We start from the raw sequence: 26,408 nt of genomic DNA, 5'->3' as shown, positions 1-26,408 counted from the left end.
GAGGCCGGAAAATTCCCTTAAGCGCCGTAGTTTACGGAGGGTGACTGGTGATGGAGAGAGGCGTGTTCCGCACGCGAATGCGGGACCTGCAAGCCAGCCTGGCTGAAAGCGCGCAATAAATCCCGCCGTCGTCCTGTTCGCAGGGACGACAGCGGATGCTTGGTTGATCTCCTACGGCCCGTACAACACGAGTTCCGTGTCGGTGAGGTCGGCGAGTTGCGGCCGGTGCGGGCCCTTGAAATATTTGCGGCCACGCCGCTCGGTATAAATACCCACCAAGCCGGGAATCGGGCCGTTGGAATCGACCGTCACCGAGATCTTGCCGAGCCGCAGCAGCAGCCGGCCGATGCGGCCCGCGCAGGCGGCGTATTCGGCAGTGTTGCGGCAGTAGATCAGCTTCATGGCCGGCGGTGCGATGAAGCCGCGGCGGATGCGGACCGCTTGCAGGACGAAGGGGAAGGTCCCCTGCGGCGTGCGGCAGACCAGGCTGAGACAATTGTAGCGCGCATGCCGCGTCAGAAGCTCGGTCTCGGTTTCGGATAGCCCCTCGATCGCCTTGGCATGGTGCGAGATGACCTCGATCTTGCTCCAGCGCGGGGCCCGCGCCAGCGCGGGCACCGAGAAGAAGATGCCGTGGCAATAGGCACGGAAACCCTGCGTCTCGATGATCGGCCAGGTCCACGGCGCCGGGCTGATGTTGAGATAGGTGACGTCCTTGTGCCGCTGCGCGATCTTGGTGAGCAGCGGAGCATAGTTGCGGTAGGCCGGATCGACGTACCAGCTCGACAGGTTGCACTGGATGGCGGTCTCATCGCCGCCCTGGCGCGCCGTGTAGATCAGCAGCAGCACGCCGACCGGCGTGCCGCCATCGTCGAGCATGTAGCCGAAGCGCGGATAGCCTTCCGGCACGGATCGGAAGGCCTGCCGGCGCAGGCCCTGCATCCAGTATTCGCGCGAACGCCCGACGAAGCCGCGCGTCAGCAGATCCGCGATCTTATCGACGTCGGCCTCGGTAATCTCGCGGCATCGGACCTTGGTGTGAATCACGCTCGTCTTGCCCGTGGAAATGGTCGGCCTCGTGAATTTTGTTAGCGCCAGCCTTCGCCATGGGCATCGGCCGAAGCGCGTGGCTGCATGCCCATGATCTCGCGGACCTTCGCGGGCCAGGCGGAAAGATCTGTGCCGTGGGTGTGGAACATGGCAACCGCGAGCCGGTCCATGCCGAAAGCGACACAGCCGGTGTGGGCCGGCTCGCCATTGGCGTCCTGGATGCCCCAGGTCGTGCCGAAATGTTCGCGGTGATAGTTGAAGCTCATGCAGGCGGTCGGCTGCTCTTCCGAGCGCAGCGGGATCAGGAGCTCGAATTTGAGCTGCTGCTGCTTCTGGCTCACCGCTTTCATCTGGCCGACGCGGCCGAAGAAGGGATCGCTGGCATAGTCGACGCGGAAGGTCAGGCCGAGGTCGCGGGCGATCGCCTGCGCGCGGACCATCCAGCGTTCGCGGAAGTCAGCGACGTCATCGGCCGTGCCGATGCAGACATATTCGCGCATCCGGAACGATTGCAGCCGGTCGAGATGCTTGGACGGTTCGCGGCGGAAGCAGTCGGCGGCGACGTCGAAGCGCAGGCCACCCTTCGGCAACTGACCGCGGCTTGCGGCGATCGGGTAGACGGGATAGCAGGCGGCCGGCGACAGCACGAGGTCGGCCGGCGACAGCGAGGTGGTCCAGTCGCCGCCGGCGTCGAAGCGGCTCACTGCGGCGTTGATCTCGCGCTCGGTGCCGTGCAGGCCGCAGACGCAGCCGAGCAGGTTCGGAAAGCTCTTGAGGTAGCCGGATTTCTCCAGCTGAGCCCGGCTCATCACGGGCGGAAAGCGCATCACCTCGGTACCGGCCTCGCGGTGGCCGGTGATCAGCGCAGCGAGCCGCTCGACGACGCCCTCGTAAAGCGCGGTGCGGGCGTAGACGCCGTCCGAGCCCATCGGATGGAACAGCTTGTCGGCGAGATGATCGAGCGGATCGATGAGTTGCGGCGCGGTCTCGGGCGAATCGGGGAGGACGGCAATGTTCATGGGTCGATGTCCTGCTATCTCAAAATTGTTCTTGTTGTTTCAGTCGGCAAGCACGTCAGTCGTGAAGGCTCGATGGCACGCCGCTCATCAAGGTCGATGTCGCGGCGTTGGCGAGTATGCGATCGTTGTTGATCATGATCGGCGACGACAGCACGTCGCGCAGGTGACGGCCCATGGTGAACTCGCCGTCGTTGCGGTAGCCGGAAAGGCCCGCCGTGCGCATCGCGTGCATCACGGTTTCGACCGCGAGCTCGGACGCCTGCACCTTCAAGAGTGTGATCGAGGACTGGAAGTCGAGCGAGCTCAGCGCGCGCTCGTCATGCTCGGCGCGGGCGAAGGCGTCGATGTTGGCGGCGATCAGCGCGCGCAGCTTGGCCAGCGACATTTTCGCGGCCGTGAAGTGCGCCGCAGCCGGCGGCATCTGGCCGCCCGACGAGCGAGCCGCCCTGCGGATGAACGCCTGCGCGCGGGTCACGGCCGCAGCGGCAATGCCGGCCCAGGCCGACGACCAGCACAGATGCGCGAACGGCGTCATGGTCTGGGCATGGATCTTGTCATAGGATTCCGGGAAGACACGGTCGGCGGGGCAATCGACCTTCAGCTCGAAGCCGGTCGAGCAGGTGCCGCGCATGCCGAGCGTTTCCCAGCCCAGCGTCCGCTTCAGCGAGTAATCGTCCTTGGCAAGCGCCAGCAGCACCTGGTCGGAGGCCGCCGCATCGGTGGCGCGTCGCGCGATGGTGACGAGGCCATCGGCTTCGGCCCCGTAGGAGATCACGGTGGCGTCGCGGACCAGCGAAACGGTGTCGCCGGCGTGGTCGACGGCGGCCGCGCTGGCGCGGATGTTGCCACCGTTCTGGCCTTCGGTCGTGGAGGAGGCGAGCAGCCACTGGTCGCGGGCGACCCGGCGCATCATGGTTTCCATCCAGGGGATGCCGTGGCCGTGCCTGATAACGCAGGCCACCTTGGTCTGGTGCATCGCGTAGATCATCGCGGTCGACGCGCAGGCGCGCCCAAGCGTGTAGCAGATATCGGTGACGTCGTAGATCGAGGCGCCGAAGCCGCCGAACTCAACCGGGATCATGACGCCGAGCAGTTTCTGCTCGCGCGCCACCTCGAAGGCCTTGTGGGGGAAGCGGGCGTCGCGATCGACCCCGTCGGCGTCGGCCGCAGCCGCTGCGGCCGTCCGCGCGGCACGTTCGACCAGGGAGGGACCCTGCTCGAGGAAGTTCGTCTGCATTTCGTCGACAGTGAGGACTGCTTCACGCACGTTCATACTCGTCCGCCTCCGGTTTGCCGTTCGAGATCGCCGGCATCATTCGCGATGCCGCTTGAAGCGATCCTCCGACCATCTTTGCTTGTGAGACGAGGCTACGGATTTAATTCAAATTCGTCGATGAAATAGAGGGTAAACAAAGCCCAATTCCGAACGAACAGTTAAGGTCCGGTTGTTTGCATCGCCGGAATTTCGCGGGCCCTGTTAGGGATCTGGAAGAGAGCGGAATTTTAGTCAATCTGGGTCATCGTTTACTAAGGAAAGCGAAGTAATCCTCACGCCCATTGCAGGAACGGCCGCCCGTGCCCATCGTGGCCGGAAGTCCGATCCGACCTCGATAGACAGATGGAAATTCGCCGATGCAGGCCTTCGATACCGATTTGCGCAATCGCATCATCAAGCTGGTGAAGGGGATTCTCGAACAGAATTCGCTCACCGCTGACGTCACGCTGCAGGCGAAGCTGGTCGATGTCGGCCTCACCTCGATGGACATGGTCAATTTGATGCTCGGCGTCGAAGCCGAGTTCGACTTCACCATCCCGCAATCCGAAATCACGCCGGAGAATTTCCAGTCCGTCGAGACGCTGGAGCGGATGGTCGCGGCCCAGCTGCAGCTGGCGAACGCCGCTTAAACGAGGGCGCGCGGCTCCTTCCACGGTGTCGTCCCTACGAACGCAGGGGGCCCATACGCGGAATCTATCGACCTTGGACGGTCGCAGTACCGAACGACGAGTCTTCGCCCAACCACGGCCTGTGGTTATGGGTCCCTGCGTTCGCAGGGACGACACTGGAGTGTGGGCCCCGCACTCTCACACCACCGGCATCGCCGCCGTCCCCGTTCCAAATCCGTCGCAAAGCTGGCATAGCTTAACCATGTCGCAGGTAGCTGACAGGGTGGAATAGATATGACGCAGGCGGTATTGGGCATCATCGGCGGTTCCGGCATCTATGATCTGCCGGGGCTCGAGGGTGCGCACGAAGAGGTGATCAAGAGCCCGTGGGGCGAGCCGTCGGCGCCGGTGCGGCGCGGCACCATGGCGGGCCTGCCGATCGTGTTTCTGCCGCGGCATGACAAGGGCCATCGGCTGTCCCCCTCCGATATCAATTATCGCGCCAATATCGACGTGCTGAAGCGGGCCGGTGTCACCAGCCTGATCTCGCTGTCGGCCTGCGGTTCCTTCAAGGAAGAACTGTCGCCCGGAACCTTCGTCCTGGTCGACCAGTTCGTCGATCGCACCCACAAGCGTGAGAGCTCGTTCTTCGGCAAAGGCTGCGTTGCGCATGTGTCGATGGCGCATCCGGTCTCGCCGCGGCTGCGCATCCACCTGGCCGCGGCCGCCGAGGCCGAAGGCATCGCGATCGCGCGGACCGGGACCTATGTCTGCATGGAGGGGCCGCAATTCTCGACCTACGCGGAGAGCATGACCTACAAGACGCTGGGCTATTCCGTGATCGGCATGACCAACATGCCCGAGGCGAAGCTCGCGCGCGAAGCGGAGATTTGCTATGCCACCGTCGCGATGGTGACGGATTTCGATTGCTGGCATCCCGACCACGACGCCGTCACCGTGCAGGACATCATCCGCGTTTTGACCTCGAACGCCGACAAGGCGAAGGCGCTGGTGGCGCGGCTGGCAAAGGATTTTCCGCGCGAGCACGAGCCGTGCCCGATCGGTTCGGACCGTGCGCTCGACACCGCGCTGATCACGGCGCCCGAGGCGCGTGATCCCGAACTTCTGAAGAAGCTCGATGCGGTGGCAGGGCGTATCCTGCGCGGCTGAAGCGAAAGGCAGAGCGCCATGAAAGTCGACGGCAAGCATTTCCGCAGCATCTGGCGCGAGCGCGATGGCTGGTCGGTCGGCGCGATCGACCAGCGCAGGCTGCCGCACGAATTCATCGTCGCGAAGCTGACGTCCTGCGAGGACGCGGCAGTCGCCATTCGCGACATGCTGGTGCGCGGCGCGCCGCTGATCGGCGCCACCGCAGCCTATGGCATGGCGCTCGCAATGCGCGAGGATGCCTCGGACGCGGGCCTGAAGCGTGCCTACGAGCGGCTCGTCGTGGCGCGGCCGACCGCGATCAATCTGAAATGGGCGCTGGACGAAATGCGCGCGACACTCGCGCCGATCGATCCGGCCGAACGGGCGGAGGCGGCGTATGCGCGCGCGGACGAGATCGCCGAGCAGGACGTCGAGATCAATCGCGGCATCGCCGACAATGGCCTGAAGCTGATCGAGGCGGTCGCGGCGAAGAAGCCGGGCGAGACGGTGAACGTCCTCACCCATTGCAACGCCGGCTGGCTCGCGACGGTCGACTGGGGCACGGCGACGGCGCCGATCTATCTCGCGCATGAGCGCGGCATCAAGATCCATGTCTGGGTCGACGAGACCCGTCCGCGCAACCAGGGCGCTTCGCTCACCGCCTGGGAGCTCGGCCATCATGGTGTGCCGCACACGGTGATCCCGGACAATACCGGCGGCCATCTGATGCAGCACGGCATGGTCGATCTCGCCATCGTCGGCACCGACCGCGTCGCCGCCAATGGCGACGTCTGCAACAAGATCGGCACCTATCTGAAGGCGCTCGCCGCGCACGACAATCATGTGCCGTTCTACGTCGCGCTGCCCTCGCCGACGATCGATTTCGCCGTTCATGACGGCATTCGCGATATCCCGATCGAGCAGCGCAGCGGCACCGAGGTTACCGACATGACCGGCCGCACCGCCGACGGCCGGCTGGAGACGGTCCGCATCGTGCCGGAGAACTCACCGGTCGCGAATTATGCATTCGACGTCACGCCGGCGCGGCTCGTCACTGGCCTGATCACCGAGCGCGGCGTGCTGAAGCCCGACCGTGCCGCGTTGGCAGCGGCGTTTCCGGAGCGGATCGCCGCCGCGGCGGAGTAGGTCTCGTAGGGTGGGCAACGGTGCGTGAGCGCCGTGCCCACCATCTTCATTCCGTGCCGTGAGCTTTGGTGGGCACGCTTCGCTTTGCCCACCCTACAGGTTTTGCGAACTAGGTCAGCTTCAGCCCCGTCGCCTTCTCGAGATCCGCGATCGCCTGGGCGCCGCTCGTCACCTTGATCGTGGTCATGCCCATCTCGCGCGCGGGCTTGAGGTTGACGCCGAGGTCGTCGAGATAGACGCAGCTCTTGGGATCGACCTTTAGCGTCTCGACCATCAGGCTGTAGATGCGGGGATCGGGCTTGCGCAGGCCGATCTTGGCGGATTCGATGACATGGTCGAACAGCACCATCACCTCCGCGACATAGAGTGAGCGTCCGGTCATGCTGCCAATGGCGTTGGCCGGAAGGTTGTTGGTGATGCAGCCGGTCTTGAACTGCGCCTTGATGCGCTTCAGCGCCTCGACCATCTCGGGGCGCAGATCGCCCTGCAGCAGCGGCAGCACGTCGCGGCCGCGCACCTCTGCGCCGAGCGCGCCTGATTCCTCGGCGAACAAGAGATCGAACGTGTCGATATCCACCTCGGCCCGTTCGAACTTGGCCCAGGCATTCTCCAGATGGTTGGCGGCGTTGGTGCGCCGGATGATGTCGGCGGGCAGGCCGCGCTCGGTCTCGAACCGCGTGAACGCCTCGAACGGCGAGCTCGTCAACACGCCGCCAAAATCAAAGATCACAGCTTCGATCGTCAAGGTCCCGACCTCGTCAATTCCGTACAGAGATTGCTGACAAGACGGCTAGCACGCGCTATCGGCAAGGGCCAGCCCGAACCAAGCTCGGCCCCTGACCGACCCGATCGCCGAGGCGTATGCCCCATGAAGACTATCGCGACATTCATCACGACAGTTCTGTTGCTGGCCACGCCGGCTCACGCCATCGTCGGCGGCGGGACGCCGCAGGCCGACGGTGTCGCGCGTGCCGTGGTCACGATCGTCGGCTCGCGCGGTAATTTCTGCACCGGCAGCCTGATTGCGCCGAAACTGGTGCTCACCGTCGCGCACTGCGTGCAGCCTGGTGCAGACTACAAGATCGTCGATCGCAGCAATGACGGCCAGCCGCAATTGCTGAACGTCCGCACCGTCGCGATCCATCCGAGCTTCAACATGCAGGCGATGCAGGCGCATCGGGCCACCGCCGACGTGGCGCTGCTGCAACTGGAAATTCCACTCAAGGGAAAATCGACGGTGACTGTCGGCACGCCGACGATTCCCATCCGGGTCGGCAGCCGCTTCACGATCGCGGGCATCGGCGTCACCACGAGCGGCGATGGCAAGAGCGGCGGCATCACACGCGTTGCTGCGCTGGTCGCCACTGGCCAGCCTGGCACGCTCCAGATCCGACTGGTCGATCCCGTAACCAACGGTGTTCGCGGCGGAATCGGCGCTTGCACCGGCGATTCCGGCGGTCCCGTGTTCGAGGACAGGCCGAACGGTGCCGTGGTCGTCGGCGTCGTCAGCTGGTCGACGGGGCCGAACGGCGCTGCCGGTTGCGGCGGGTTGACCGGGGTCACGCCGCTCACGCTCTACCGCGACTGGATTCTGCAGACCGCGCGGAGCTGGGGTGCGGCGCTGTGATTTGACGTCGACCTGATCTATGTCATTTTGAACGGGAAGCGCGGCGACCACAGTGTCCGTCGCGGAGGAAACGCGCCGTCCGACCGAGGCCGGCCATAAGAACAAGCAAGGCAACAAGCAACGATGAATGTCGCCGTTCGCGGTCACACCGCCACCAAGCAAGCTCCCGAACATTTCGACGTGCTGATCGTCGGTGCCGGCATCTCCGGCATCGGCAGCGCCTACCACATCAACAAGCAGCTGCCGGGCACGAGCTACGTCATCCTGGAAACGCAGGCGACGTTCGGCGGCACCTGGAGCACGCATCGCTATCCGGGGATCCGCTCGGACAGCGACCTCCACACCTTCGGCTACAGCTTCAAGCCCTGGGTCGGGCCGCCGATCGCCACCGCCGAGGAGATCCTCTCCTACATGAAAGAGGTAATCGACGACAACGATATCGCCCGCCACATCCGCTACAAGCACAAGATCAACTCGGCGAGCTGGTCGAGCGAGCAGAATCTCTGGACCATCGAGGCGGTGACGACCGACACCGGGGAAGCAAAGACCTTCACCGCGAACTTCCTCTGGATGTGCCAAGGTTACTATCGCCATTCGGAAGGCTACACGCCGGAATGGAGGGGCATGGATCGCTTTAAGGGCCGCATCGTTCATCCGCAGACCTGGCCTGACGATCTCGATCTCGGGAACAAGAAGGTGGTCGTGATCGGCTCGGGCGCGACCGCGGCGACGCTGGTGCCGAACATTGCGGACAAATGTGCGCATGTCACCATGCTCCAGCGCTCTCCGACCTATTTCCGGCTCGGCCGCAATGCCATCGAGATCGCGGAGGAACTGCGCAGGCTTCAGGTCGACGAGGCGTGGATCCACGAGATCGTCCGCCGCAAGATTCTGTTCGAGCAGGACGCATTCACCAGGCTGTGCGTCTCCAAACCGGAGCAGGTGAAGAAAGAGCTGATCGGTCAGATCAGCGCGGTTCTCGGTCCCGACTACGACGTCGAGACGCATTTCACGCCAACATACCGGCCGTGGCGGCAGCGCATCGCGTTCGTGCCCGATGCCGATCTGTTCAAGGGCATCGCCAGCGGCAAGGCCTCCGTCGTCACCGACGAGATCGAGTGCTTCGTCGAGAACGGCATCCAGCTCAAATCCGGCAAGTTGCTGGAGGCCGATGTCGTGGTCACCGCAACCGGCTTCAACCTCGCCGCACTCGGCGACATCGCCTTCGAGATCGACGGCAAGCCGCTCGCCTTCGGCGATACCGTCACCTATCGCGGCATGATGTTTACTGGCGTGCCGAACATGGTCTGGGTGTTCGGCTATTTCCGCGCGAGCTGGACGCTGCGCGTCGATCTCGTCGCCGATTTCGTCTGCCGGCTGCTCGGTCACATGAAGGCCAGGGGCGCAAAGAAGGTCGAGGTGAGCCTGCGTCCCGAAGACCACAACATGCCGATCCTGCCCTGGATCGATCCGGAAAACTTCAACCCCGGCTACATGATGCGCAACATGGATCTGTTGCCCAAGCGCGGTGACAAGGCGGAATGGCAGCACAGCCAGGATTACTGGACCGAGAAGGACGAGATCCCCAAGACGGATCTGGATGACAAGGTGTTTGTGTATGGGTGAGGGGAGCGCGTGAGGGCACGATAGCGACCGCTACACACTCCGCTGTCGTCCCTGCGAACGCAGGGACCCATGCCGCGGATTTTCCCGATCTCGGTCGGTAGGCGTGCGGAACGACGAGTCTTCGCCAAACGTCTCCCTGCGGCTATGGGTCCCGGATCGGCGCTCCGCTGCGCTGCGCTTGTCCGGGACGACACTGTTTGCTGGATTGGCCGCGTCTCAACTCATTCGCAGCAGTGCTAAGAATTCCTTCGCGTCGCATTCGCGGCGATCGCCGCCGCCGCGGTGCGATTCTCCACACCGAGCTTGGCGTAGATCTGCTCCAGGTGCTTGTCGACGGTGCGCGGGCTCAATCCTAGGATCTGCGCAATGTCGCGGTTGGTCTTGCCTTTGCTGAGCCAGGCCAGCACCTCGCCTTCCCGGGTGGTGAGGCCGAGCTCGCTGGTGAATTCGGGCGGTGGCGCAGTGCCGGCCTCCTTGGACAGCCGGAGCAGGAATTCGTTCGGTGCGGTTTCACCCATGTAATAGAAGCGGAGCTGCGGATTGTCCGGCAGTGAAGCAGCCTGAGACTTCGAGCTGCCTTTGGCTTTGGCCTGATCCAGCCATTGCAGCAGCGATGGCGGCAGGACGAAGTCGTCGGCCTGCGGGCCGTGGTGATCCGCCAGCAGCCTTTGCGCTTGCGGCGTCGCCCAGAGCAAATTGCCCTGCCGGTTGACCGCAAACAGGAAGCGGCCGGAGACGTCGAGCGCGGCCCGCGCGCTCTGGGTGAGGCGGGCATTGCCGAGATGGACGCGGATGCGCGCCAGCATCTCCTCGATCACGATCGGCTTCGTCACGTAATCGACGCCGCCCGCCTCCAGCCCGCGAACGATATGCTCGGTCTCGGCAAGACCCGTCATGAAGATCACGGGCACATTGGCAAGGCCCGCATCGCGCTTGAGCCGGCGGCAGGTCTCGAAGCCGTCGATGCCGGGCATCACGGCATCGAGCAGCACGATGTCGGGCGTGATCTGGTCGACGATGCGCATCGCGGCGGCGCCGTCGAGCGCGACCATCACCGTCATCCCGGCGCCGTCGAGGGCATCGGTGAGCAGCCGCAACGTCTCGGGAGAGTCGTCGACGACGAGCGCGATGTCGCGCTTCTTGGGCTCAATGCTCATGCGCATGCAACGTCTTCAATGTGGCCATGTACTGATCGAGATCGAAGCGATCGACCAGAAAACGCATCTGCGCGATGAAGTCGGCATGTTCAGGATGCTCGCTGCCGATCTCGTCGAGCTTCAGCTGGATGCCCCTGACATAGCCGATCTGGCCGAGCCCGATCAGCGCCTCGATATGCCGCACCGGCGGCTTCGATCCGCTCTCCGGCCGCCAGAACGGCACGACGATCTCGTTCGCGCCGTATTGCCATTCGATCTTGAGGAGCTGCCGGACCGTCTCCAGCAGCCGTGGAATGTCGATCGGCTTCATCAGATAACCGTCATGGAACGGTTGGGCCAGAGGCGTGCCATGTGCCTCCAGCGCACTCGCCGACACCATCAGGATACGCGCTGCGTGATGGCCGCTCGCACGCAAGGCTTCCGCCACGGCCCAGCCATCCATGGCCGGCATCGAGATGTCGAGCAGGAACAGGTCGGGCCGGCAATGCTGCGCCAGCGCGAGGCACCCGGGCCCATCGGGGGCGCTGAGCAGGATGAATCCGAGCGGCGCCAACACTTCGCGCAGGAGGTCGCGATGAACGGGATCGTCGTCCGTGATGAGGATGGTCTTGCGCGCACCATGATAGCCCGAGACCGGTGCCTCCACCGGCGCGATGCGCTGGGGATTGGTGACCTCCGACAGAAGGATCTTGACCTTGAACGTGGAGCCGGCGCCGACCGTGCTCATGACCTTGATGTCGCCGCCCATGACGCCGGCAAGCAGCCGGCTGATGGTAAGGCCCAGCCCTGTCCCAGTCTGCGGTTGCGAAACGCCGAGCGCACCGCGCTCGAAGGGCGCGAAGATGCGCTCGAGATCGTCGCTCTGGATGCCCGGACCGGTGTCGACCACCTCGAATTCGGCGACGGGGCTGCGATAGTGAACCACGAACTGCACCCTGCCGGCCTGGGTGAACTTGATCGCGTTGGAGAGCAGGTTGATGAGCACCTGTCGTAGCCGCTTCTCGTCGGCGTAAACCACGACCGGCAGCGCGGCGGGCCTTCTGAACACGAAGTCGATGCCCTTCGCCGCCGCCTGGAGACGGAACATGCCGACGAGTTGGTCGAGAAACTCGCTGAGGCGCACCTCGTCGCGCGACAAATACAGCCGTCCCGCCTCGATCTTGGAGATGTCCAATATGCCGTCGATCAGGCCGGAGAGGTGATCGGCGCTGCGGCGGACGACGCGGACCTGGTCGCGCGGCTTGGTGGCCAACGTCGAATCCTGCTCCAGCAGCTGAGCATAACCGCTGATGGCGTTCAGCGGCGAGCGCAGCTCGTGGCTCAGGCCGACGACGTAGCGGCTCTTCGCGAGGTTGGCGGATTCGGCCACTTCCTTGGCGCGCTGGAGCTCGGCGTCCGTGCGCTTATGCGCGTCGATTTCCTGGATCAGCAGCGTCGTCTGCCGTTTGGTTTCGTCTTCCGCGGCGCGGCGGCTCTGCTGCGCCAGCACGAACAGCCAGGCCACCACTCCGATGATGATGCTGAGCGAGAAGAACACCTTCCAGAGCACGTCGGAGACGAGAATGTTCTCGCCATGGACGCTCGCCGAGGTCTGGAGATAGATCAGCCCGAGCACCAGCGCGACGAGACCCGCGGAGATCACGAACACGCCGACGTAATGGCCGAACTGCGAGTTGATCCGCTGGTAGATTGGCTGTGGCAGGATCCGGCCGAGCGCCTCGGAGAACTGCACCTGGGCGCGCGCATGCGGCTTGCAGAGATCGTGGCAGCGGGCATCGAGCGAGCAGCACAGCGAGCAGATCGGGCCGGCATAGGCCGGGCAGGAGGTGGTGTCTTCCGGCTCGAAGCTGTGCTCGCAGATGCAGCACTGGATTGCCTCGATATTGGCCCAGCTCTTCTTGGGCTTGCGCGCGATGTAATACTTTCCGCCGGTGAGCCAAGCGATGACAGGCGCGGTGACGAAGGCGACGGCGAGCGCGACGAAGGCCGCCAGCGCCTTCGCGGTCGGGCCGAACAGGCCGTAGAACGCCGCGATCGACACGATGGTCGCGATCGTCATGGCGCCGACGCCGACCGGGTTGATGTCGTAGAGATGGGCGCGCTTGAACTCCATCTGCGGCGGGCGCAGGCCGAGCGGCTTGTTGACGACGAGGTCGGCGACGAGCGCGCCGACCCAGGCGATCGCGACGTTGGAGTAGAGCGCTAGCGTCTGCTCCAGCGCCTTGTAGACGCCGATCTCCATCAGCAGCAGCGCCACCATCACGTTGAACACCAGCCACACCACGCGGCCGGGATGGCTGTGCGTCAATCGCGAGAAGAAGTTCGACCAGGCAATCGAGCCGGCATAGGCATTGGTGACGTTGATCTTGATCTGCGACAGGATCACGAACGCCCCGGTGAGCGCCAGCGCCATGTCCGGCTGCGATAGCACATATCGAAACGCTTCGAGATACATGTGCGCTGGCTCGGCCGCCAGCTCGCCGGAGAGGCCGTGGCTCAGGGCAAAGAAGGCAAGAAACGAGCCCAGCAGCAATTTCAGCGCGCCGAAGATGATCCAGCCCGGCCCTGCGATCAGCAGGGCGATCCACCACGAGGTTCGCGACGTGCGACGGTCGCGCGGCAGGAATCGGAGGAAGTCGACCTGCTCGCCGATCTGCGCCACCAGCGAAAACACCACGGACGAGGCGACGCCGAACAGCAAAAGGTCGAAATGCCCGTTCACGTCGCCGTGCTCGCCGGCGAATTTGCGCCATTCCCCGAATGAGTAGGGATTGGCCCAGGCGATCGCGGCAAAGGGCAGGATATGCAGGACGACCCAGATCGGCTGCGTCCAAAGCTGGAAGCGGCTGATCAGGGTGATGCCGTAGGTGACGAGCGGGATGATCCCCACCGCGCTGATGAGGTAACCGATCGGGCGGGGAATGCCGAAGCACATTTCGAGCGCGGTGGCCAGGATCACCGCTTCGATGGCGAAGAAGATGAAGGTGAAAGAGGCGTAGATCAGCGAGGTGACGGTTGAGCCGATGTAGCCGAACCCGGCGCCGCGTGTGAGCAGGTCGATGTCGATACCGCATTTGGCTGCGTAATAGGCAATCGGCACGCCGCAGAAGAAGATGATGATGGAGACGGCGAGGATCGCGGCACAGGCGTTGGTGACGCCGTAATTGAGCGTGATGGTGCCGCCGATCGCTTCCAGTGCCAGAAAGGAGATCGCGCCGAGCGCGGTGTTGGCGACGCGGGCGGCGGACCAGCGGCGCGCGCTCTTCGCCGTGAAGCGCAGCGCGTAGTCTTCCAGCGTCTGGTTGGCCACCCATTGGTTGTACTGGCGCCTGACGCGGTCTATTCGCTGCCGCCCTGCCACGCTCTACCCCACTCCCGATACGGACCCGGAGCCCCTCGCAAATTCCGTACCAAAAGCCTACGTCGGCATTTTGCGGTGCAGTATACGCGATCTTGCGTATGCTTGAGCTGCACAAATTCGAGCCATCCTCACGGCACCAACGCGTGTCTCGAACAAAAGTGGGGTGCTCATGTCAGACGAAGCAAACAAGGGCTTGTTGTCGCCGTTCAGGCGTAAACTGTTGATGGGAATGGCGGCGGTTCCTGCCATCACGATGCTGCCGAAGGCATCGTTTGCGCAGGCGCCCGCGACCTCGGCGGTCAACACCACGGGCCTGGCGGTCACCGACACCGAGGTCACGGTCGGCATCCTGCATTCGGCGACCGGCACCATGGCGATCTCCGAAACCGGCTCGATCCAGGCCGAAAAGCTCGCGATCGAGCAGATCAACGCGGCCGGCGGCGTGCTCGGCCGCAAGATCAAGTTCATCCAGGAGGACGGCGCATCGGACTGGCCGACCTTCGCCGAGAAGGCGAAGAAGCTGCTCGTCAACGACAAGGTCGCGGCGATCATGGGCTGCTGGACCTCGGCCTCGCGCAAGGCGGTGCTGCCGGTGGTCGAGCAGTATAACGGCATGCTCTACTACCCGACCTTCTACGAAGGCCTCGAGCAATCCAAGAACGTGATCTACACCGGCCAGGAAGCGACCCAGCAGATCCTCGCCGGCCTGAACTGGATCGCCAAGGAGAAGGGCGCCAAGTCGTTCTTCTTCATCGGCTCCGACTACATCTGGCCGCGCACCTCGAACAAGATCGCGCGCAAGCACGTCGAGAACGTGCTGAAGGGCAAGGTCGTCGGCGAGGAGTACTACGCGCTCGGCAGCACCCAGTTCAATTCGGTCATCAACAAGATCAAGCTGACCAAGCCCGACGTGATCTTCACCGACGTCGTCGGCGGCTCCAACGTCGCTTTCTACAAGCAGCTCAAGGCTGCCGGCATCGATCTCTCCAAGCAGGCGCTGCTCACGATCTCGGTGACCGAGGACGAGATCGACGGCATCGGCGGCGAGAACATCGCAGGCGCCTATGCCTGCATGAAATACTTCCAGTCGCTCGACAACGCCAACAACAAGGCCTTCGTCTCGGCCTTCAAGAAGGTGTGGGGCGAGAAGACCGTGATCGGAGACGTCACCCAGGCTGCCTATCTCGGCCCGTGGCTGTGGAAGCTGACGGTCGAGAAGGCCGGGTCGTTCGATGTCGACAAGATCGCCACGGCCTCTACGGGTGTCGAGTTCAAGGGCGCGCCGGAAGGGTATGTGCGCATCCACGAGAATCATCATCTCTGGTCGAAGACCCGCGTCGGCCGCGCCAAGCTCGATGGCCAGTTCGAGCTGATCTACGAGACCGCCGATCTCGTCGAGCCGGATCCGTTCCCCAAGGGCTACCAGTAAGAAGCCTTACCAGTAAGTCGCGGCGCCCGTCGCACTTTCCCTCAAGGCAAAACCGCTCCCTGGCGTGGATCGCAAGTCCATGCCTCAAGCCCCCGCGTCGCGAACCTGCTCGCGACGCGGGACCCTTTACCGACGGAGGACATGGATGTTCGGCGACTATTCGATTGGCGACCTCGGCTCGATCTTCGTCATGCAGGGGTTTGCCGGACTGATCCTGTTCTCCGTCTATGTCCTGATGGCACTCGGCCTCGCCATCATCTTCGGCCAGATGGGCGTCATCAACATGGCCCATGGCGAGTTCATGATCCTCGGGGCCTACGTCACCTGGATGACCTCCAATTTCTTCCAGGCCTATTTGCCGAGCCTGTTCAGCGGCTACTTCTTCCTTGCAATGATATTGGCCTTTCTCGCATCCGGCGCGCTGGGCATGCTGGTGGAATGGGGGCTGATACGGCACCTCTACAAGCGCCCGCTCGATACGCTGCTCGCGACCTGGGGCCTCAGCCTGATGTTGCAGCAGGCCTATCGCTCGGTGTTCGGCGCGCGCGAGGTCGGCGTCGAGCTGCCGCAATGGATGCTGGGCTCGCTGCACGTCACCGACAGCATCGAGGTGCCGATCAACGGCGTCTTCGTGATGTGTCTCACCGTGCTGATCACCATTTCCGTCGCCTATGTTCTCTACATGTCGCGCTGGGGCCGCCAGGTGCGCGCGGTCGTGCAGAACCGCATCATGGCCGGCGCGGTCGGCATCAACACCGAGAAGGTGGATCGCTACACGTTCGGCCTTGGTTGCGGCATCGCCGGTGTCGCCGGCAGCGCCTTCACCATGATCGGCTCGACCGGGCCGACGTCGGGCCAGCTCTACATCGTCGACACCTTCCTCGTCGTCGTGTTCGGCGGCGCCGCCAGCCTTCTCGGTACCATCGCCTCCGCCTTCTCGATCTCGCAGACGCAATCGACGCTCGAATTCTTCATGTCGGGCTCGATGGCCAAGGTGCTCACGCTGCTCGCCGTCGTCGGCATCCTGATGCTGCGGCCGCAGGGTCTCTTCGCCCTCAAGGTCCGTAAATAACGAGAGGCAGGCAAGTCATGATCAACTCACGCTTCTTCAATCGATCCGAGCTCATGGGCTTCATTGCCCTGGCGGCCGTGCTGTTCGTGATCCTGCCGCTGACGCTGGATGTATTCCGCCTCAACCTGGTCGCGAAATATCTGACCTACGCCTTTGTCGCGCTCGGCCTCGTGCTGTGCTGGGGCTATGGCGGCATCCTGAGCCTGGGGCAGGGCGTGTTCTTCGGCCTCGGCGGCTATTGCATGGCGATGTTCCTTAAGCTCGAGGCCTCCAGCGTCGAGAACACCAAGATTCAGTCGACGCCGGGCATTCCTGATTTCATGGACTGGAATCAGATCACGTCGCTGCCGCTGTTCTGGCAGCCGTTTCACAGCCTCACCTTCACCATCCTCGCCATCATCCTGGTGCCCGGCCTCTTCGCCCTGATCATCGGCACCGCGATGTTCAAGCGCCGGGTCGGCGGCACCTACTTCGCGATCATCACCCAGGCCGTCGCCGCCATCCTCACCATCCTGATCGTCGGCCAACAGGGCTATACCGGCGGGATCAACGGCATGACCGATCTGCGCACGCTCAAGGGTTGGGACATCCGGCCCGACCACGCCAAGGTCATCCTGTACTTCGTCGAGGTGGTGCTGCTGTTCGCCTGCATCGGCATCGCGCAGTTCATCCGCCTGACCAAGCTCGGCCGCATCCTGGTGGCGATGCGCGAGCAGGAGGATCGCGTCCGCTTCTCCGGCTACAGCGTCGCCAATTTCAAGATCTTCGCCTTCTGCATGGCCGCGGTCTTCGCTGCCATCGGCGGCGCCATGTTCGCGCTCAATGTCGGTTTCATGTCGCCCTCCTTCGTCGGCATCGTGCCGTCGATCGAGATGGTGATCTACACCGCCGTCGGCGGACGAATGTCGATCTTCGGCGCGGTCTGGGGGGCGATCCTGGTCAACTTCGCCAAGACCAGCCTGTCGGAATCTTTCCCGCAGCTCTGGCTGTTCGGTCTCGGCGCACTGTTCATCGCAGTCGTGCTCGCTTTCCCGAACGGCCTGTCCGGGCTCTGGGCCGATTACGTGCAGCCGCGCATCGATCGGCTGTTCGCCTCGCGCAAGCCGAAGCCGGGCTGGAACGACAATTCGGTCGCCGACGGCGCCCCGGCAGAGTGAGGAAGCCATCATGCTCATCGGTCATCAACCAAAGGAATTCCTGCTCGCGGTCTCCGGACTGACTGTCTCGTTCGACGGGTTCAAGGCGGTCAACGATCTCTCCTTCTACGTCGAGGAGAACGAAATCCGCGTCATCATCGGCCCCAACGGCGCCGGCAAGACCACGGTGCTCGACCTGATCTGCGGCAAGACCAAGGCCACCTCGGGCTCGATTCAGTTTCGTGGCAAGGAGCTCACGAAGATGAAGGAGAACGAGATCGTGCAGACCGGCGTCGGGCGCAAATTCCAGACGCCCTCGGTGTTCGAGGACCTCACCGTGTTCGAGAACCTCGAGATCTCGTTTCCCCGCGGCCGCAGCGTGTTCGGCTCGCTGACCTTCCAGCGCGATCAGCTCGTCAAGGAGCGGGTAGCCGAGGTCGCCGAGATGATCTTCCTCAAGGACAAGCTCCACACCTATGCCGACGAGCTCAGCCATGGCCAGAAGCAATGGCTTGAGATCGGCATGCTGCTGATCCAGGACCCCGACCTCCTGATGCTGGATGAGCCAGTTGCCGGCATGAGCGTGTCCGAGCGCGCCAAGACCGCCGAACTGCTCAACCGCATCATCAAGAACCGTTCGGTGCTCGTGATCGAGCACGACATGAAGTTCGTGGAAGACATCGCGCACAAGGTCACCGTGCTGCACCAGGGCCAGATCCTCTCCGAGGGGACGATGGAGAAGGTGAAGAACGATCCCAAGGTCGTCGAAGTCTATCTGGGGCACTAGCAAATGATGTCGTCAAGCGAGCCTGTGGCGGCAACGCCGGTGCACCTCTCCCCTTGTGGGAGAGGTCGGATCGCGCAAGCGATCCGGGTGAGGGGTATCTCTCCGCGAGGCAAACTGCCATTCGCATTCGCAGATGCAGACCCCTCATCCGTCGCGGGCTTCGCCCGCGCCACCTTCTCCCACAAGGGGAGAAGGAAGGTATACCGAGCCTAGGAGCGCATCATGCTGGCAATCTCCGATCTCCACGTCGCCTACGGTCAGAGCGAGGTGCTGCACGGGCTCAACGTCAAGGTCGCGCCCAACGAGATCGTGGCGATCATGGGCCGCAACGGCATGGGCAAGACCACGCTGATGAAGTCGCTGATGGGCATCCTGCCCGCGAAGAGCGGCTCGGTGAGCATGGACGGCGCCGAGCTCGGCGGCCTCAAGAGTTTTGAGCGCGTCGCGAAGGGTCTCGCCTATGTGCCGCAGGGCCGCATGATCTTCTCCACCATGACGGTGAAGGAGAACATCGAGACCGGGCTCGTGGTCTCCGGCGGGTCCGAGGTGCCTGAAGACATCTACGAATTGTTCCCGGTGCTGCTGGAGATGAAAGGGCGCCGCGGCGGCAATCTCTCCGGCGGGCAACAACAGCAATTGGCCATCGCCCGCGCACTCGCCACCAAGCCGAAGGTCCTGCTGTTGGACGAGCCGACCGAAGGCATCCAGCCGTCGATCATCAAGGATATGGCGCGCACCTTGAAGCGCATTCGCGACGAAAAGGGACTTTCGATCGTCGTGTCCGAGCAGGTCCTGAGCTTCGCGCTCGACATCGCCGACCGCGTGCTGGTGATCGAGAACGGCGAGATCGTGCGGGACGATCCGCGCGACGACGTCGATGCCGCGCAGGTCTCGAAATATCTGTCCGTCTAACCAACCGTAGTAAAGGGGAGCCTCTCGATGCCAGAGACACTGATCAAGGTCGATCTCACCAAGTCGGCTTATGAAAATGACATGGTGCACAACCGCTGGCACCCCGACATCCCGATCGTGGCCTGGGTCAATCCCGGCGACGACTTCATCATCGAGACCTATGACTGGACCGGCGGCTTCATCAAGAACAACGATTCCGCGGACGACGTGCGCGACATCGACTTGTCGATCGTGCACTTCCTGTCCGGCCCGATCGGCGTCAAGGGCGCCGAGCCCGGCGATCTCCTCGTCGTCGACCTGCTCGACGTCGGTCCGCTCAAGGAGAGTCTGTGGGGCTTCAACGGCTTCTTCTCCAAGCAGAACGGCGGCGGCTTCCTCACTGACCATTTCCCGCTGGCGCAGAAGTCGATCTGGGACATCAAGGGTCTCTACACCTCGTCGCGCCACGTGCCCGGCGTGAACTTCGCCGGCCTGATCCATCCCGGCCTGATCGGCTGTCTGCCCGATCCGAAGATGCTGGACACCTGGAATAAGCGCGAGGCCGAGCTGATCTCGACCAACCCGACCCGCGTGCCCGGCCTCGCCAATCCACCGTTCGCGCCGACGGCCCATGGCGGCCGCGCCAAGGGCGATGTGAAGGCCAAGATCGGTGCGGAGGGCGCGCGCACCGTGCCGCCACGCGAGCATGGCGGCAATTGCGACATCAAGGATCTCTCCCGCGGCTCCAAGATCTACTTCCCGGTCTACGTGCCGGGGGCCGGTCTCTCGATGGGCGATCTGCATTTCAGCCAGGGTGACGGCGAGATCACCTTCTGCGGCGCCATCGAGATGGCGGGCTGGCTGCATCTGAAGGTCGAGGTGATCAAGGACGGCATGGCGAAATACGGCATCAAGAATCCGATCTTCAAGCCGTCGCCGATCACGCCGAACTACAAGGACTATCTGATCTTCGAAGGCATCTCGGTGGATGAGGCCGGCAAGCAGCATTATCTCGACGTCCACATCGCCTATCGCCAGGCCTGCCTCAACGCCATCGAGTACCTGAAGAAGTTCGGCTATTCCGGCGCCCAGGCCTATTCCATTCTCGGCACCGCGCCGTGCCAGGGCCACATCTCCGGCGTGGTCGACGTGCCCAATGCCTGCGCCACGCTGTGGCTGCCGACGGAGATCTTCGACTTCGACGTGATGCCCTCAGCGGCAGGGCCGATCAAGCACATCACGGGCGATATCCAGATGCCGATCTCGCCGGACAAATGACGCCGCGTTCCCTCTCCCCGTTCTTACGGGGAGAGGGGCTCTCTCCGCACGCGCGGTCACCAAATACGTAGGGATCAACAATGCCGGTGTATGAATATCTCTGTGATGATTGCGGACCTTTCAAGGATCTGCGCCCGATGGCGGAATGCGACGACGCGCAAAGCTGTCCGCATTGCGAGACGCTAGCGCCGCGGGTGATCCTGACCGCGCCGAATTTCTTCTGCATGCCGGCGGAGAAGCGCAAGGCGCACGCCGTCAACGAGCGCAGTACGCATGCGCCGCAGACGCTGGCGCAATACAAGGCCTCGCACGGCCCGGGTTGCGGCTGTTGTTCGTCGGGCAAGACCGTCAAGGACAAGGGCGCGTCCGACAGGAAGAAGCCCGCGCGGCTGATGACCAAGTCCAGGAGCGGCGCCAAGGGTTTTCCAACGGCGCGTCCCTGGATGATCAGCCACTAACGCCACACGCCATCATCAAACAAAATAGAGTACAGGAGCGCTCGACATGCTTCACGGTGACATCTCCAGCAGCAACGACACGGTCGGCGTCGCGGTCGTCAACTACAAGATGCCCCGCCTGCACACGAAGACCGAGGTACTCGACAACGCCCGCAAGATCGCCGACATGATCGTCGGCATGAAGGTCGGCCTGCCCGGCATGGACCTCGTGATCTTCCCGGAATATTCCACGCAAGGGATCATGTACGACTCCAAGGAGATGTACGAGACGGCGTCCGTGGTGCCGGGCGAGGAAACCGCGATCTTCGCGGAGGCTTGCCGCAAGGCGAAAGTGTGGGGCGTGTTCTCGCTCACCGGCGAGCGCCACGAGGAGCATCCGCACAAGGCGCCCTACAACACCTTGATCCTGATGAACGACAAGGGCGAGATCGTGCAGAAATATCGCAAGATCATGCCCTGGGTGCCGATCGAAGGCTGGTATCCCGGCAATTGCACCTATGTCTCCGACGGACCGAAAGGTCTGAAGGTCAGCCTTATCATCTGCGACGACGGCAACTATCCGGAGATCTGGCGTGACTGCGCCATGAAGGGCGCGGAACTGATCGTGCGCTGCCAGGGCTACATGTATCCGGCCAAGGAGCAGCAGGTCATGATCTCCAAGGCGATGGCATGGGCCAACAACGTCTATGTCGCGGTCGCCAACGCGGCCGGCTTCGACGGCGTCTATCCTACTTCGGTCACTCCGCGATCATCGGCTTCGATGGCCGCACGCTCGGCGAATGCGGCGAAGAGGACTACGGCATCCAATACGCTCAGCTGTCGAAGCATCTGATCCGCGACGCGCGCCGCAACGGCCAGTCGCAGAACCACCTCTACAAGCTGGTCCACCGCGGCTACACCGGCATGATCAATTCCGGCGACAACCCGCGCGGCGTCGCGGCCTGCCCGTATGATTTCTACAAGAACTGGATCGCCGATCCCGAAGGCACGCGCGACATGGTCGAAGCGATGACCCGCTCGACGCCGGGGACCGACGAGTGCCCGATCGACGGCATTCCGAACGAGGCGGCGGCGTCGAACTACTAGCCTGATGCCTGATCGGCCGTTGATGTGAATGGCCGTCCATATGCATTGCGGGTCGGAGACATCGCCGCATGCGCGGAATGGGAATGGCGCGCGGCAAACCGTGGCGCGGTTGCAACATGGACTGTTGAATCGGCCCGAGACGCGGTCCCTTCGGCGGATTCTCGGTGCACCGTAGTTCTACCGGCCGTCCTCATGGCCTAAGTTCCACGCGGCGCCGCTGGGAGCGCCGCGGGGCGAGGGGAAGTGCGTGGGGGCTTGGTTGCCATCGAGTGGGCTCGGTTGCTCGCGCCGGAGCTGCACGACCATGCGCGCGGCATTTGGGGTGAGCCTTGCCCTGGGCGTGGCTGTCGTGACGACCCCGGCCGGAGCCCAGCAGTACTTCAATGGATCGCAGACCACACCGAACGGTGCCGTCAACGGCGGCGGCGGCGTCTGGGACGCCACCACCACCAACTGGACCGACTTATCCGGCTCGATCAGCACCGCTTACGATCCGTTGTCGGCCGGCACGATGTTCGGCAGCGGCGGTCCTTCGACGCCGGCAATGGGCGGGACGGTGACCGTCACGCCGACCGGCGTGCAGCTGACCAGTCTCGTGGGCTTCGACCTCACCGGCGACGGTTCGATCTATACGATCCAGGGCGGCGACCTCAGGCTCGCCCCGGGCGGCACCACGTTCGTCACCAACGATGTCACAGGGACTGGGGACCCGTCGGCGGCGATCGCGTCGCGCATCACCGGCAGCGGCGGCATCACCGTAGACGGGCCCGGTTTCCTGGCGCTGTTGGGTGCGAACACATATGCCGGTGGCACTTTCATCTGCAACTGCGGCTCGCTTCAGCTCGGTGACGTGACCCATACCGCCAGCATCATAGGCGCTGTCATCAATGAGGGTCTCTTCAACGTCGTCAATGCCGACATGTCGGGAGTTACGTTGCTCCTGAATGAGCTCTCCGGCCTGACCACGTTTCGCAATGCGACCTCCGCCAGCTCAATGGCGATCACCAACAGAGGCCAGCTGTACTTTGGCGATTTGACGGGAGGCGGGACCGACACCGCGACGGCTGGCCGGGCGACCATCATCAACGATAGCGGCTTGACCGGCTTCTTCGGCCGCACCAATGCGGGCATGGCCAGCATCACCAACTACAATGGCGGCGGCACCGTGTTCATCGAGCAATCCTCGGCGGGCTCGGCGACCATCGTGAACAATGATCTCAGCGGAACCGTCTTTGGTACGATGACCGGATCCGACACCGCGACCGCAGGCAACGCGACGATCATCAACGAGTCCGGCGGCCGGACCAATTTCGGCGCGTTCACCACGGCGGGCAATGCCACCATCGTCACCAAGGACGGCGGCAAGACCGAATTCTACGATAATTCCACCGGCGGCACTGCGCGCTTCATCACGACCGACACGGGCATCGTCAATTTCGGCGTCAGCATCGGTCCCAACGGCGACGGCCGCGTCACGGCCGGCTCGATCGAAGGCAACGGCTTCTACTATATCGGTGGCGGCAACACCCTCGTCGTCGGGGGCAACAACCGCACGACCGAGGCCAGCGGTGTCATCGGCGATTTTGATCCCTGCAGCTGCGGTCCTGCTGGTCCGGGCTCGCTGGAAAAGGTCGGCAACGGCGCGCTGATCCTCTCTGGCACCAATACCTATACCGGCACGACGACCGTGAACGGCGGCGTCCTCCGGGTCGACGGCAATATCTCGCAGTCGAGCCTCACCACCGTGAACGCGGGCGGCGCGCTGTTCGGTGCCGGAATCGTCGGCAATACCGTCATCGCCAATGGCGGCATCTATGCGCCCGGCGATGGTGGGCCGGGTTCGAGCATGTGGGTTCAAGGCGACCTCGCCTTCCAGTCCGGTGCGCTGTACCTCGTTCAGGTCGGTAGCGGAAGCACCGCGAGTTTTGCCAACGTTTTGGGCAACGTGACCCTGAACGGCAATGTCGGCGTCTCGCTCTACGCCGGCAGCACCATATTGCCCCAATACACCATCATGCAGTTTTCCGGCGCCGCAGCCGGCAATTTTACCGGCGTTGCCGCCCCCGGTGGTCTCATCGGCACGACCACCGTGGATCCCAGCGGCACTGTCCATCTCAATTTCACGCTGGACTATGGTGCGAAGTACGCACTCAACATCAATCAGAAGAACGTCGCCACCACGCTTCAGAATTTCTTCAACAGCAATGGTTTCCTGCGAGCCGAATTCGCGGGTCTCGGTCCCAACGGCTTGACGCAGGCTTCCGGTGAACCCGCGACAGGCTCGCAGCAGACGACGTTCAACGCGATGAACCTGTTTCTCGGCCTGCTGACCGATGTCTACAATTCAGGACGGAGCGGCATGTCCGGTGCGATGCCATATGCCGATGATGCGAGCGCCAATGCATACGCCGCACGTCGCAGGGATGCCCGCGACGCCTTCGCCTCGATCTACCGCAAGGCACCGGCCGCGACCTTCGAGCAGCGCTGGGATGTCTGGGCGGCCGGCTATGGCGGTTCGCAGACCACCGACGGCCACGCCGCGCTCGGCTCGAACGACACCACCAGCAGTGTCTACGGCACGGCCGTCGGTCTCGACTACCGCTTCTCCCCGTCGACCGTCGCCGGTTTCGCGCTTGCCGGCGGGGCCACCAGCTTCGGCGTCAACGGCCTCGGCTGGGGCCGCTCCGACTTGTTCCAGGCCGGCGCGTTCGTGCGTCACACCGCTGGTCCCGCCTATGTGACGGCTGCGCTGGCCTATGGCTGGCAGGATGTCACCACCAATCGCATCGTCACCGCCGCCGGGTTCGACCAGCTGCGCGCCCAGTTCAATACCAACGCGTTTTCGGGCCGCGTCGAGGGCGGGTATCGCTACGCCATGCAATGGGTCGGCGTCACGCCTTATGCAGCGCTCCAGGCCACCATGTTCAGTCTACCGGGCTATTCGGAGTTCGCCGTGGCCGGCAGCAACGTCTTCGCCCTCAACTATGCCGCCAAGGATGTGACCAGCACCCGCACCGAGCTCGGTCTGCGCGCGGACAATTCGTTTGCCGCGCCCGGGGGCTTGGTGACTCTCCGCGGCCGCCTAGCCTGGGCGCATGACTACAATCCGGATCGGACCGTCGGCGCGGTGTTTCAGACCCTGCCCGGATCGGCCTTCGTCGTGAACGGCGCCGCTCAGGCGCGCGATTCCGCGCTGACCACGGCATCGGCGCAGATGAACTGGATGAACGGCTGGTCCGCGTCGGTGACCTTCGAGGGCGAGTTCTCGAACGTTACCCGCTCCTATGCCGGCAAGGGCCTCGTGCGCTACACGTGGTGAGCTAGTCTAGCGCTTCTGTTCCGTCGGCCTGCGCGGCGGTCGCGGCGCCACGGGCGTTCCCGCCATCTTGTTGGCGGTCTCGCTGACGTCGAGCAGCGAGCGGCGGATGTCCTCGAGATAGCCCGCCGATTTCTTCTTCATGGTATCGGCGAGCTCGTGCAGTCCTTTTATTTTCTCAAACAGCTCGTCGGCCTTGCCGTCGACGAAGCCAGGCACCGCGCCCTCGATCTTCGTGACCGCCTTGTCGAAGCCCGCGAAGGCGTCGTCGACCTTGGCCATGACGGCGTCGATATCGCCGCCCTTGCTCCTGAGGTCGGCGGTGTAGCTCTCGAATGTGCGCAGGCCCTCCTTGATCGCTGGAGCGTTGCTCACGATCGAGCGGTCGACGCTGTGCAGGGTCTCCACGATCGACTCGGCGTCGCTGAGATCGGCGGTCAGGATCGGGATGCCGTCGGAATCCAGCGGCACCGGCGGCGCGGTCGGGGCGCCCCCGATCAGCGAGATCGCGGCGACGCCGGTGAGCCCCTGGAACTCGATGCCGGCGACGGTGTCCTTGCGGATCGGCGCGGCGTTGTCCAGCATCACCAGCGCCACGATCCTGCGGGGACTATCCAGCTTGATCGACAGGATCTGGCCCGCGGGCACGCCGTCGAAATTGACCGGCCCGCCGCGCCGCAGTCCGCTGGCGGAACCGCCTTCGAACACCACGCGCAACTGGCTGCGGCTCTGGATGGTACGCCATTTCTGGACACCGAGCAGCCCACCGAACGCCACGGCGATCGCCGTCAGCGTCGCTGTTCCGATCACCAGATTGCTCGCGCGTGCCATGCAGGGGCGATTTTACGGCCAAAGCGGGGGAGTTGGAAGGAGGCCGGATGATAAGTAGGGCGGGTTAGCGAAGCGTAACCCGCCGCCTTCTTCGCCTGTCGCACG

General features: G+C 63.7%; 20 protein-coding genes and 1 pseudogene. 14 read left to right on the top strand and 7 right to left on the bottom strand.

Features of this window, described 5'->3' with window-relative positions:
- Positions 1–171: 171 nt before the first annotated feature.
- The 3 genes from BCCGELA001_RS35080 to BCCGELA001_RS35070 are packed head-to-tail and all read right to left on the bottom strand — an operon-like array spanning position 172 to position 3,342.
- The gene (locus BCCGELA001_RS35080) at positions 172–1,047 is read right to left on the bottom strand and encodes a hypothetical protein (RefSeq protein ID WP_008540585.1); all 876 of its coding nucleotides are present in this window, start codon (positions 1,045–1,047) and stop codon (positions 172–174) included.
- Between the two features lie 41 nt (positions 1,048–1,088).
- Positions 1,089–2,069 carry an amino acid--[acyl-carrier-protein] ligase gene (locus BCCGELA001_RS35075; protein ID WP_008540586.1) on the bottom strand — a complete coding sequence of 327 codons (981 nt, stop codon included), beginning with the start codon at positions 2,067–2,069 and terminating at the stop codon, positions 1,089–1,091.
- A 55-nt stretch (positions 2,070–2,124) separates the two neighbouring features.
- Positions 2,125–3,342 carry an acyl-CoA dehydrogenase family protein gene (locus tag BCCGELA001_RS35070; RefSeq protein WP_060737376.1) on the bottom strand — a complete coding sequence of 406 codons (1,218 nt, stop codon included), beginning with the start codon at positions 3,340–3,342 and terminating at the stop codon, positions 2,125–2,127.
- A 359-nt stretch (positions 3,343–3,701) separates the two neighbouring features.
- Between BCCGELA001_RS35070 and BCCGELA001_RS35065 the strand changes: the two genes are divergently transcribed.
- The 3 genes from BCCGELA001_RS35065 to mtnA all read left to right on the top strand — a co-directional run bounded on the left by BCCGELA001_RS35065 (position 3,702) and on the right by mtnA (position 6,248).
- Positions 3,702–3,974 carry a phosphopantetheine-binding protein gene (locus BCCGELA001_RS35065; protein WP_008540597.1) on the top strand — a complete coding sequence of 91 codons (273 nt, stop codon included), beginning with the start codon at positions 3,702–3,704 and terminating at the stop codon, positions 3,972–3,974.
- Positions 3,975–4,247: 273 nt separating this feature from the next.
- A complete protein-coding gene (locus BCCGELA001_RS35060; protein ID WP_060737375.1) occupies positions 4,248–5,123 on the top strand; it encodes an S-methyl-5'-thioadenosine phosphorylase in 876 nt (291 codons plus the stop codon).
- A gap of 18 nt (positions 5,124–5,141) precedes the next feature.
- Positions 5,142–6,248 carry an S-methyl-5-thioribose-1-phosphate isomerase gene (gene mtnA / locus BCCGELA001_RS35055; protein WP_008540604.1) on the top strand — a complete coding sequence of 369 codons (1,107 nt, stop codon included), beginning with the start codon at positions 5,142–5,144 and terminating at the stop codon, positions 6,246–6,248.
- A 109-nt stretch (positions 6,249–6,357) separates the two neighbouring features.
- Here the strand turns inward: mtnA and BCCGELA001_RS35050 are convergent, their stop codons facing one another.
- Entirely contained in the window at positions 6,358–6,993 is a 636-nt protein-coding gene (locus BCCGELA001_RS35050; protein WP_008540605.1) for an HAD-IA family hydrolase, read from the bottom strand.
- A 123-nt stretch (positions 6,994–7,116) separates the two neighbouring features.
- Between BCCGELA001_RS35050 and BCCGELA001_RS35045 the strand changes: the two genes are divergently transcribed.
- Positions 7,117–7,875 (top strand): S1 family peptidase, encoded by a 759-nt coding sequence (locus tag BCCGELA001_RS35045; protein WP_008540607.1) that lies wholly within the window; start codon positions 7,117–7,119, stop codon positions 7,873–7,875.
- Positions 7,876–7,998: 123 nt separating this feature from the next.
- Positions 7,999–9,501, top strand: a complete 1,503-nt coding sequence (locus BCCGELA001_RS35040; RefSeq protein ID WP_060737374.1) for a flavin-containing monooxygenase — start codon at positions 7,999–8,001, stop codon at positions 9,499–9,501.
- A 236-nt stretch (positions 9,502–9,737) separates the two neighbouring features.
- On the opposite strand, the gene BCCGELA001_RS35035 is transcribed toward BCCGELA001_RS35040, so the two are convergent.
- Positions 9,738–10,664, bottom strand: a complete 927-nt coding sequence (locus BCCGELA001_RS35035) for a response regulator (protein ID WP_060737373.1) — start codon at positions 10,662–10,664, stop codon at positions 9,738–9,740.
- Positions 10,648–14,019, bottom strand: a complete 3,372-nt coding sequence (locus BCCGELA001_RS35030) for a hybrid sensor histidine kinase/response regulator (protein ID WP_008540620.1) — start codon at positions 14,017–14,019, stop codon at positions 10,648–10,650. The genes BCCGELA001_RS35035 and BCCGELA001_RS35030 overlap by 17 nt, the downstream gene beginning before the upstream one ends.
- Positions 14,020–14,188: 169 nt before the next feature.
- Between BCCGELA001_RS35030 and urtA the strand changes: the two genes are divergently transcribed.
- The 9 genes and pseudogenes from urtA (at position 14,189) to BCCGELA001_RS34985 (ending at position 25,475) form a co-directional block, all read left to right on the top strand.
- Positions 14,189–15,448 carry an urea ABC transporter substrate-binding protein gene (gene urtA / locus BCCGELA001_RS35025; RefSeq protein WP_008540622.1) on the top strand — a complete coding sequence of 420 codons (1,260 nt, stop codon included), beginning with the start codon at positions 14,189–14,191 and terminating at the stop codon, positions 15,446–15,448.
- Between the two features lie 145 nt (positions 15,449–15,593).
- Positions 15,594–16,520, top strand: coding sequence for an urea ABC transporter permease subunit UrtB (gene urtB, locus BCCGELA001_RS35020; protein WP_008540623.1), 927 nt, complete (start codon positions 15,594–15,596; stop codon positions 16,518–16,520).
- 17 nt (positions 16,521–16,537) lie between these two features.
- On the top strand, positions 16,538–17,677 hold the full coding sequence (urtC, locus tag BCCGELA001_RS35015) for an urea ABC transporter permease subunit UrtC (RefSeq protein ID WP_008540625.1): 1,140 nt from the start codon (positions 16,538–16,540) through the stop codon (positions 17,675–17,677).
- Between the two features lie 10 nt (positions 17,678–17,687).
- A complete protein-coding gene (urtD, locus tag BCCGELA001_RS35010) occupies positions 17,688–18,443 on the top strand; it encodes an urea ABC transporter ATP-binding protein UrtD (RefSeq protein WP_008540626.1) in 756 nt (251 codons plus the stop codon).
- 222 nt (positions 18,444–18,665) lie between these two features.
- Complete coding sequence (gene urtE / locus BCCGELA001_RS35005) at positions 18,666–19,355, top strand: urea ABC transporter ATP-binding subunit UrtE (protein WP_008540629.1); 690 nt, start codon at positions 18,666–18,668, stop codon at positions 19,353–19,355.
- Positions 19,356–19,382: 27 nt separating this feature from the next.
- The gene (gene fmdA, locus BCCGELA001_RS35000) at positions 19,383–20,612 is read left to right on the top strand and encodes a formamidase (RefSeq protein ID WP_008540630.1); all 1,230 of its coding nucleotides are present in this window, start codon (positions 19,383–19,385) and stop codon (positions 20,610–20,612) included.
- Between the two features lie 80 nt (positions 20,613–20,692).
- Positions 20,693–21,070 (top strand): FmdB family zinc ribbon protein, encoded by a 378-nt coding sequence (locus tag BCCGELA001_RS34995; protein ID WP_008540633.1) that lies wholly within the window; start codon positions 20,693–20,695, stop codon positions 21,068–21,070.
- A 46-nt stretch (positions 21,071–21,116) separates the two neighbouring features.
- Positions 21,117–22,156 (top strand): annotated as a pseudogene (locus BCCGELA001_RS34990) (aliphatic amidase).
- A 304-nt stretch (positions 22,157–22,460) separates the two neighbouring features.
- Positions 22,461–25,475: an autotransporter outer membrane beta-barrel domain-containing protein gene (locus tag BCCGELA001_RS34985; protein WP_063921128.1), complete on the top strand. Its 3,015-nt coding sequence runs from the start codon at positions 22,461–22,463 to the stop codon at positions 25,473–25,475.
- 6 nt (positions 25,476–25,481) lie between these two features.
- On the opposite strand, the gene BCCGELA001_RS34980 is transcribed toward BCCGELA001_RS34985, so the two are convergent.
- A complete protein-coding gene (locus BCCGELA001_RS34980) occupies positions 25,482–26,303 on the bottom strand; it encodes an MlaD family protein (protein WP_008540638.1) in 822 nt (273 codons plus the stop codon).
- Positions 26,304–26,408: the final 105 nt, after the last annotated feature.

Origin of the sequence: Bradyrhizobium sp. CCGE-LA001, from assembly GCF_000296215.2 — a bacterium.
GTDB lineage: Bacteria > Pseudomonadota > Alphaproteobacteria > Rhizobiales > Xanthobacteraceae > Bradyrhizobium.
Note: the sequence above shows the minus strand (reverse complement) of the source record. Positions and strands in the feature narration are given on the sequence as shown.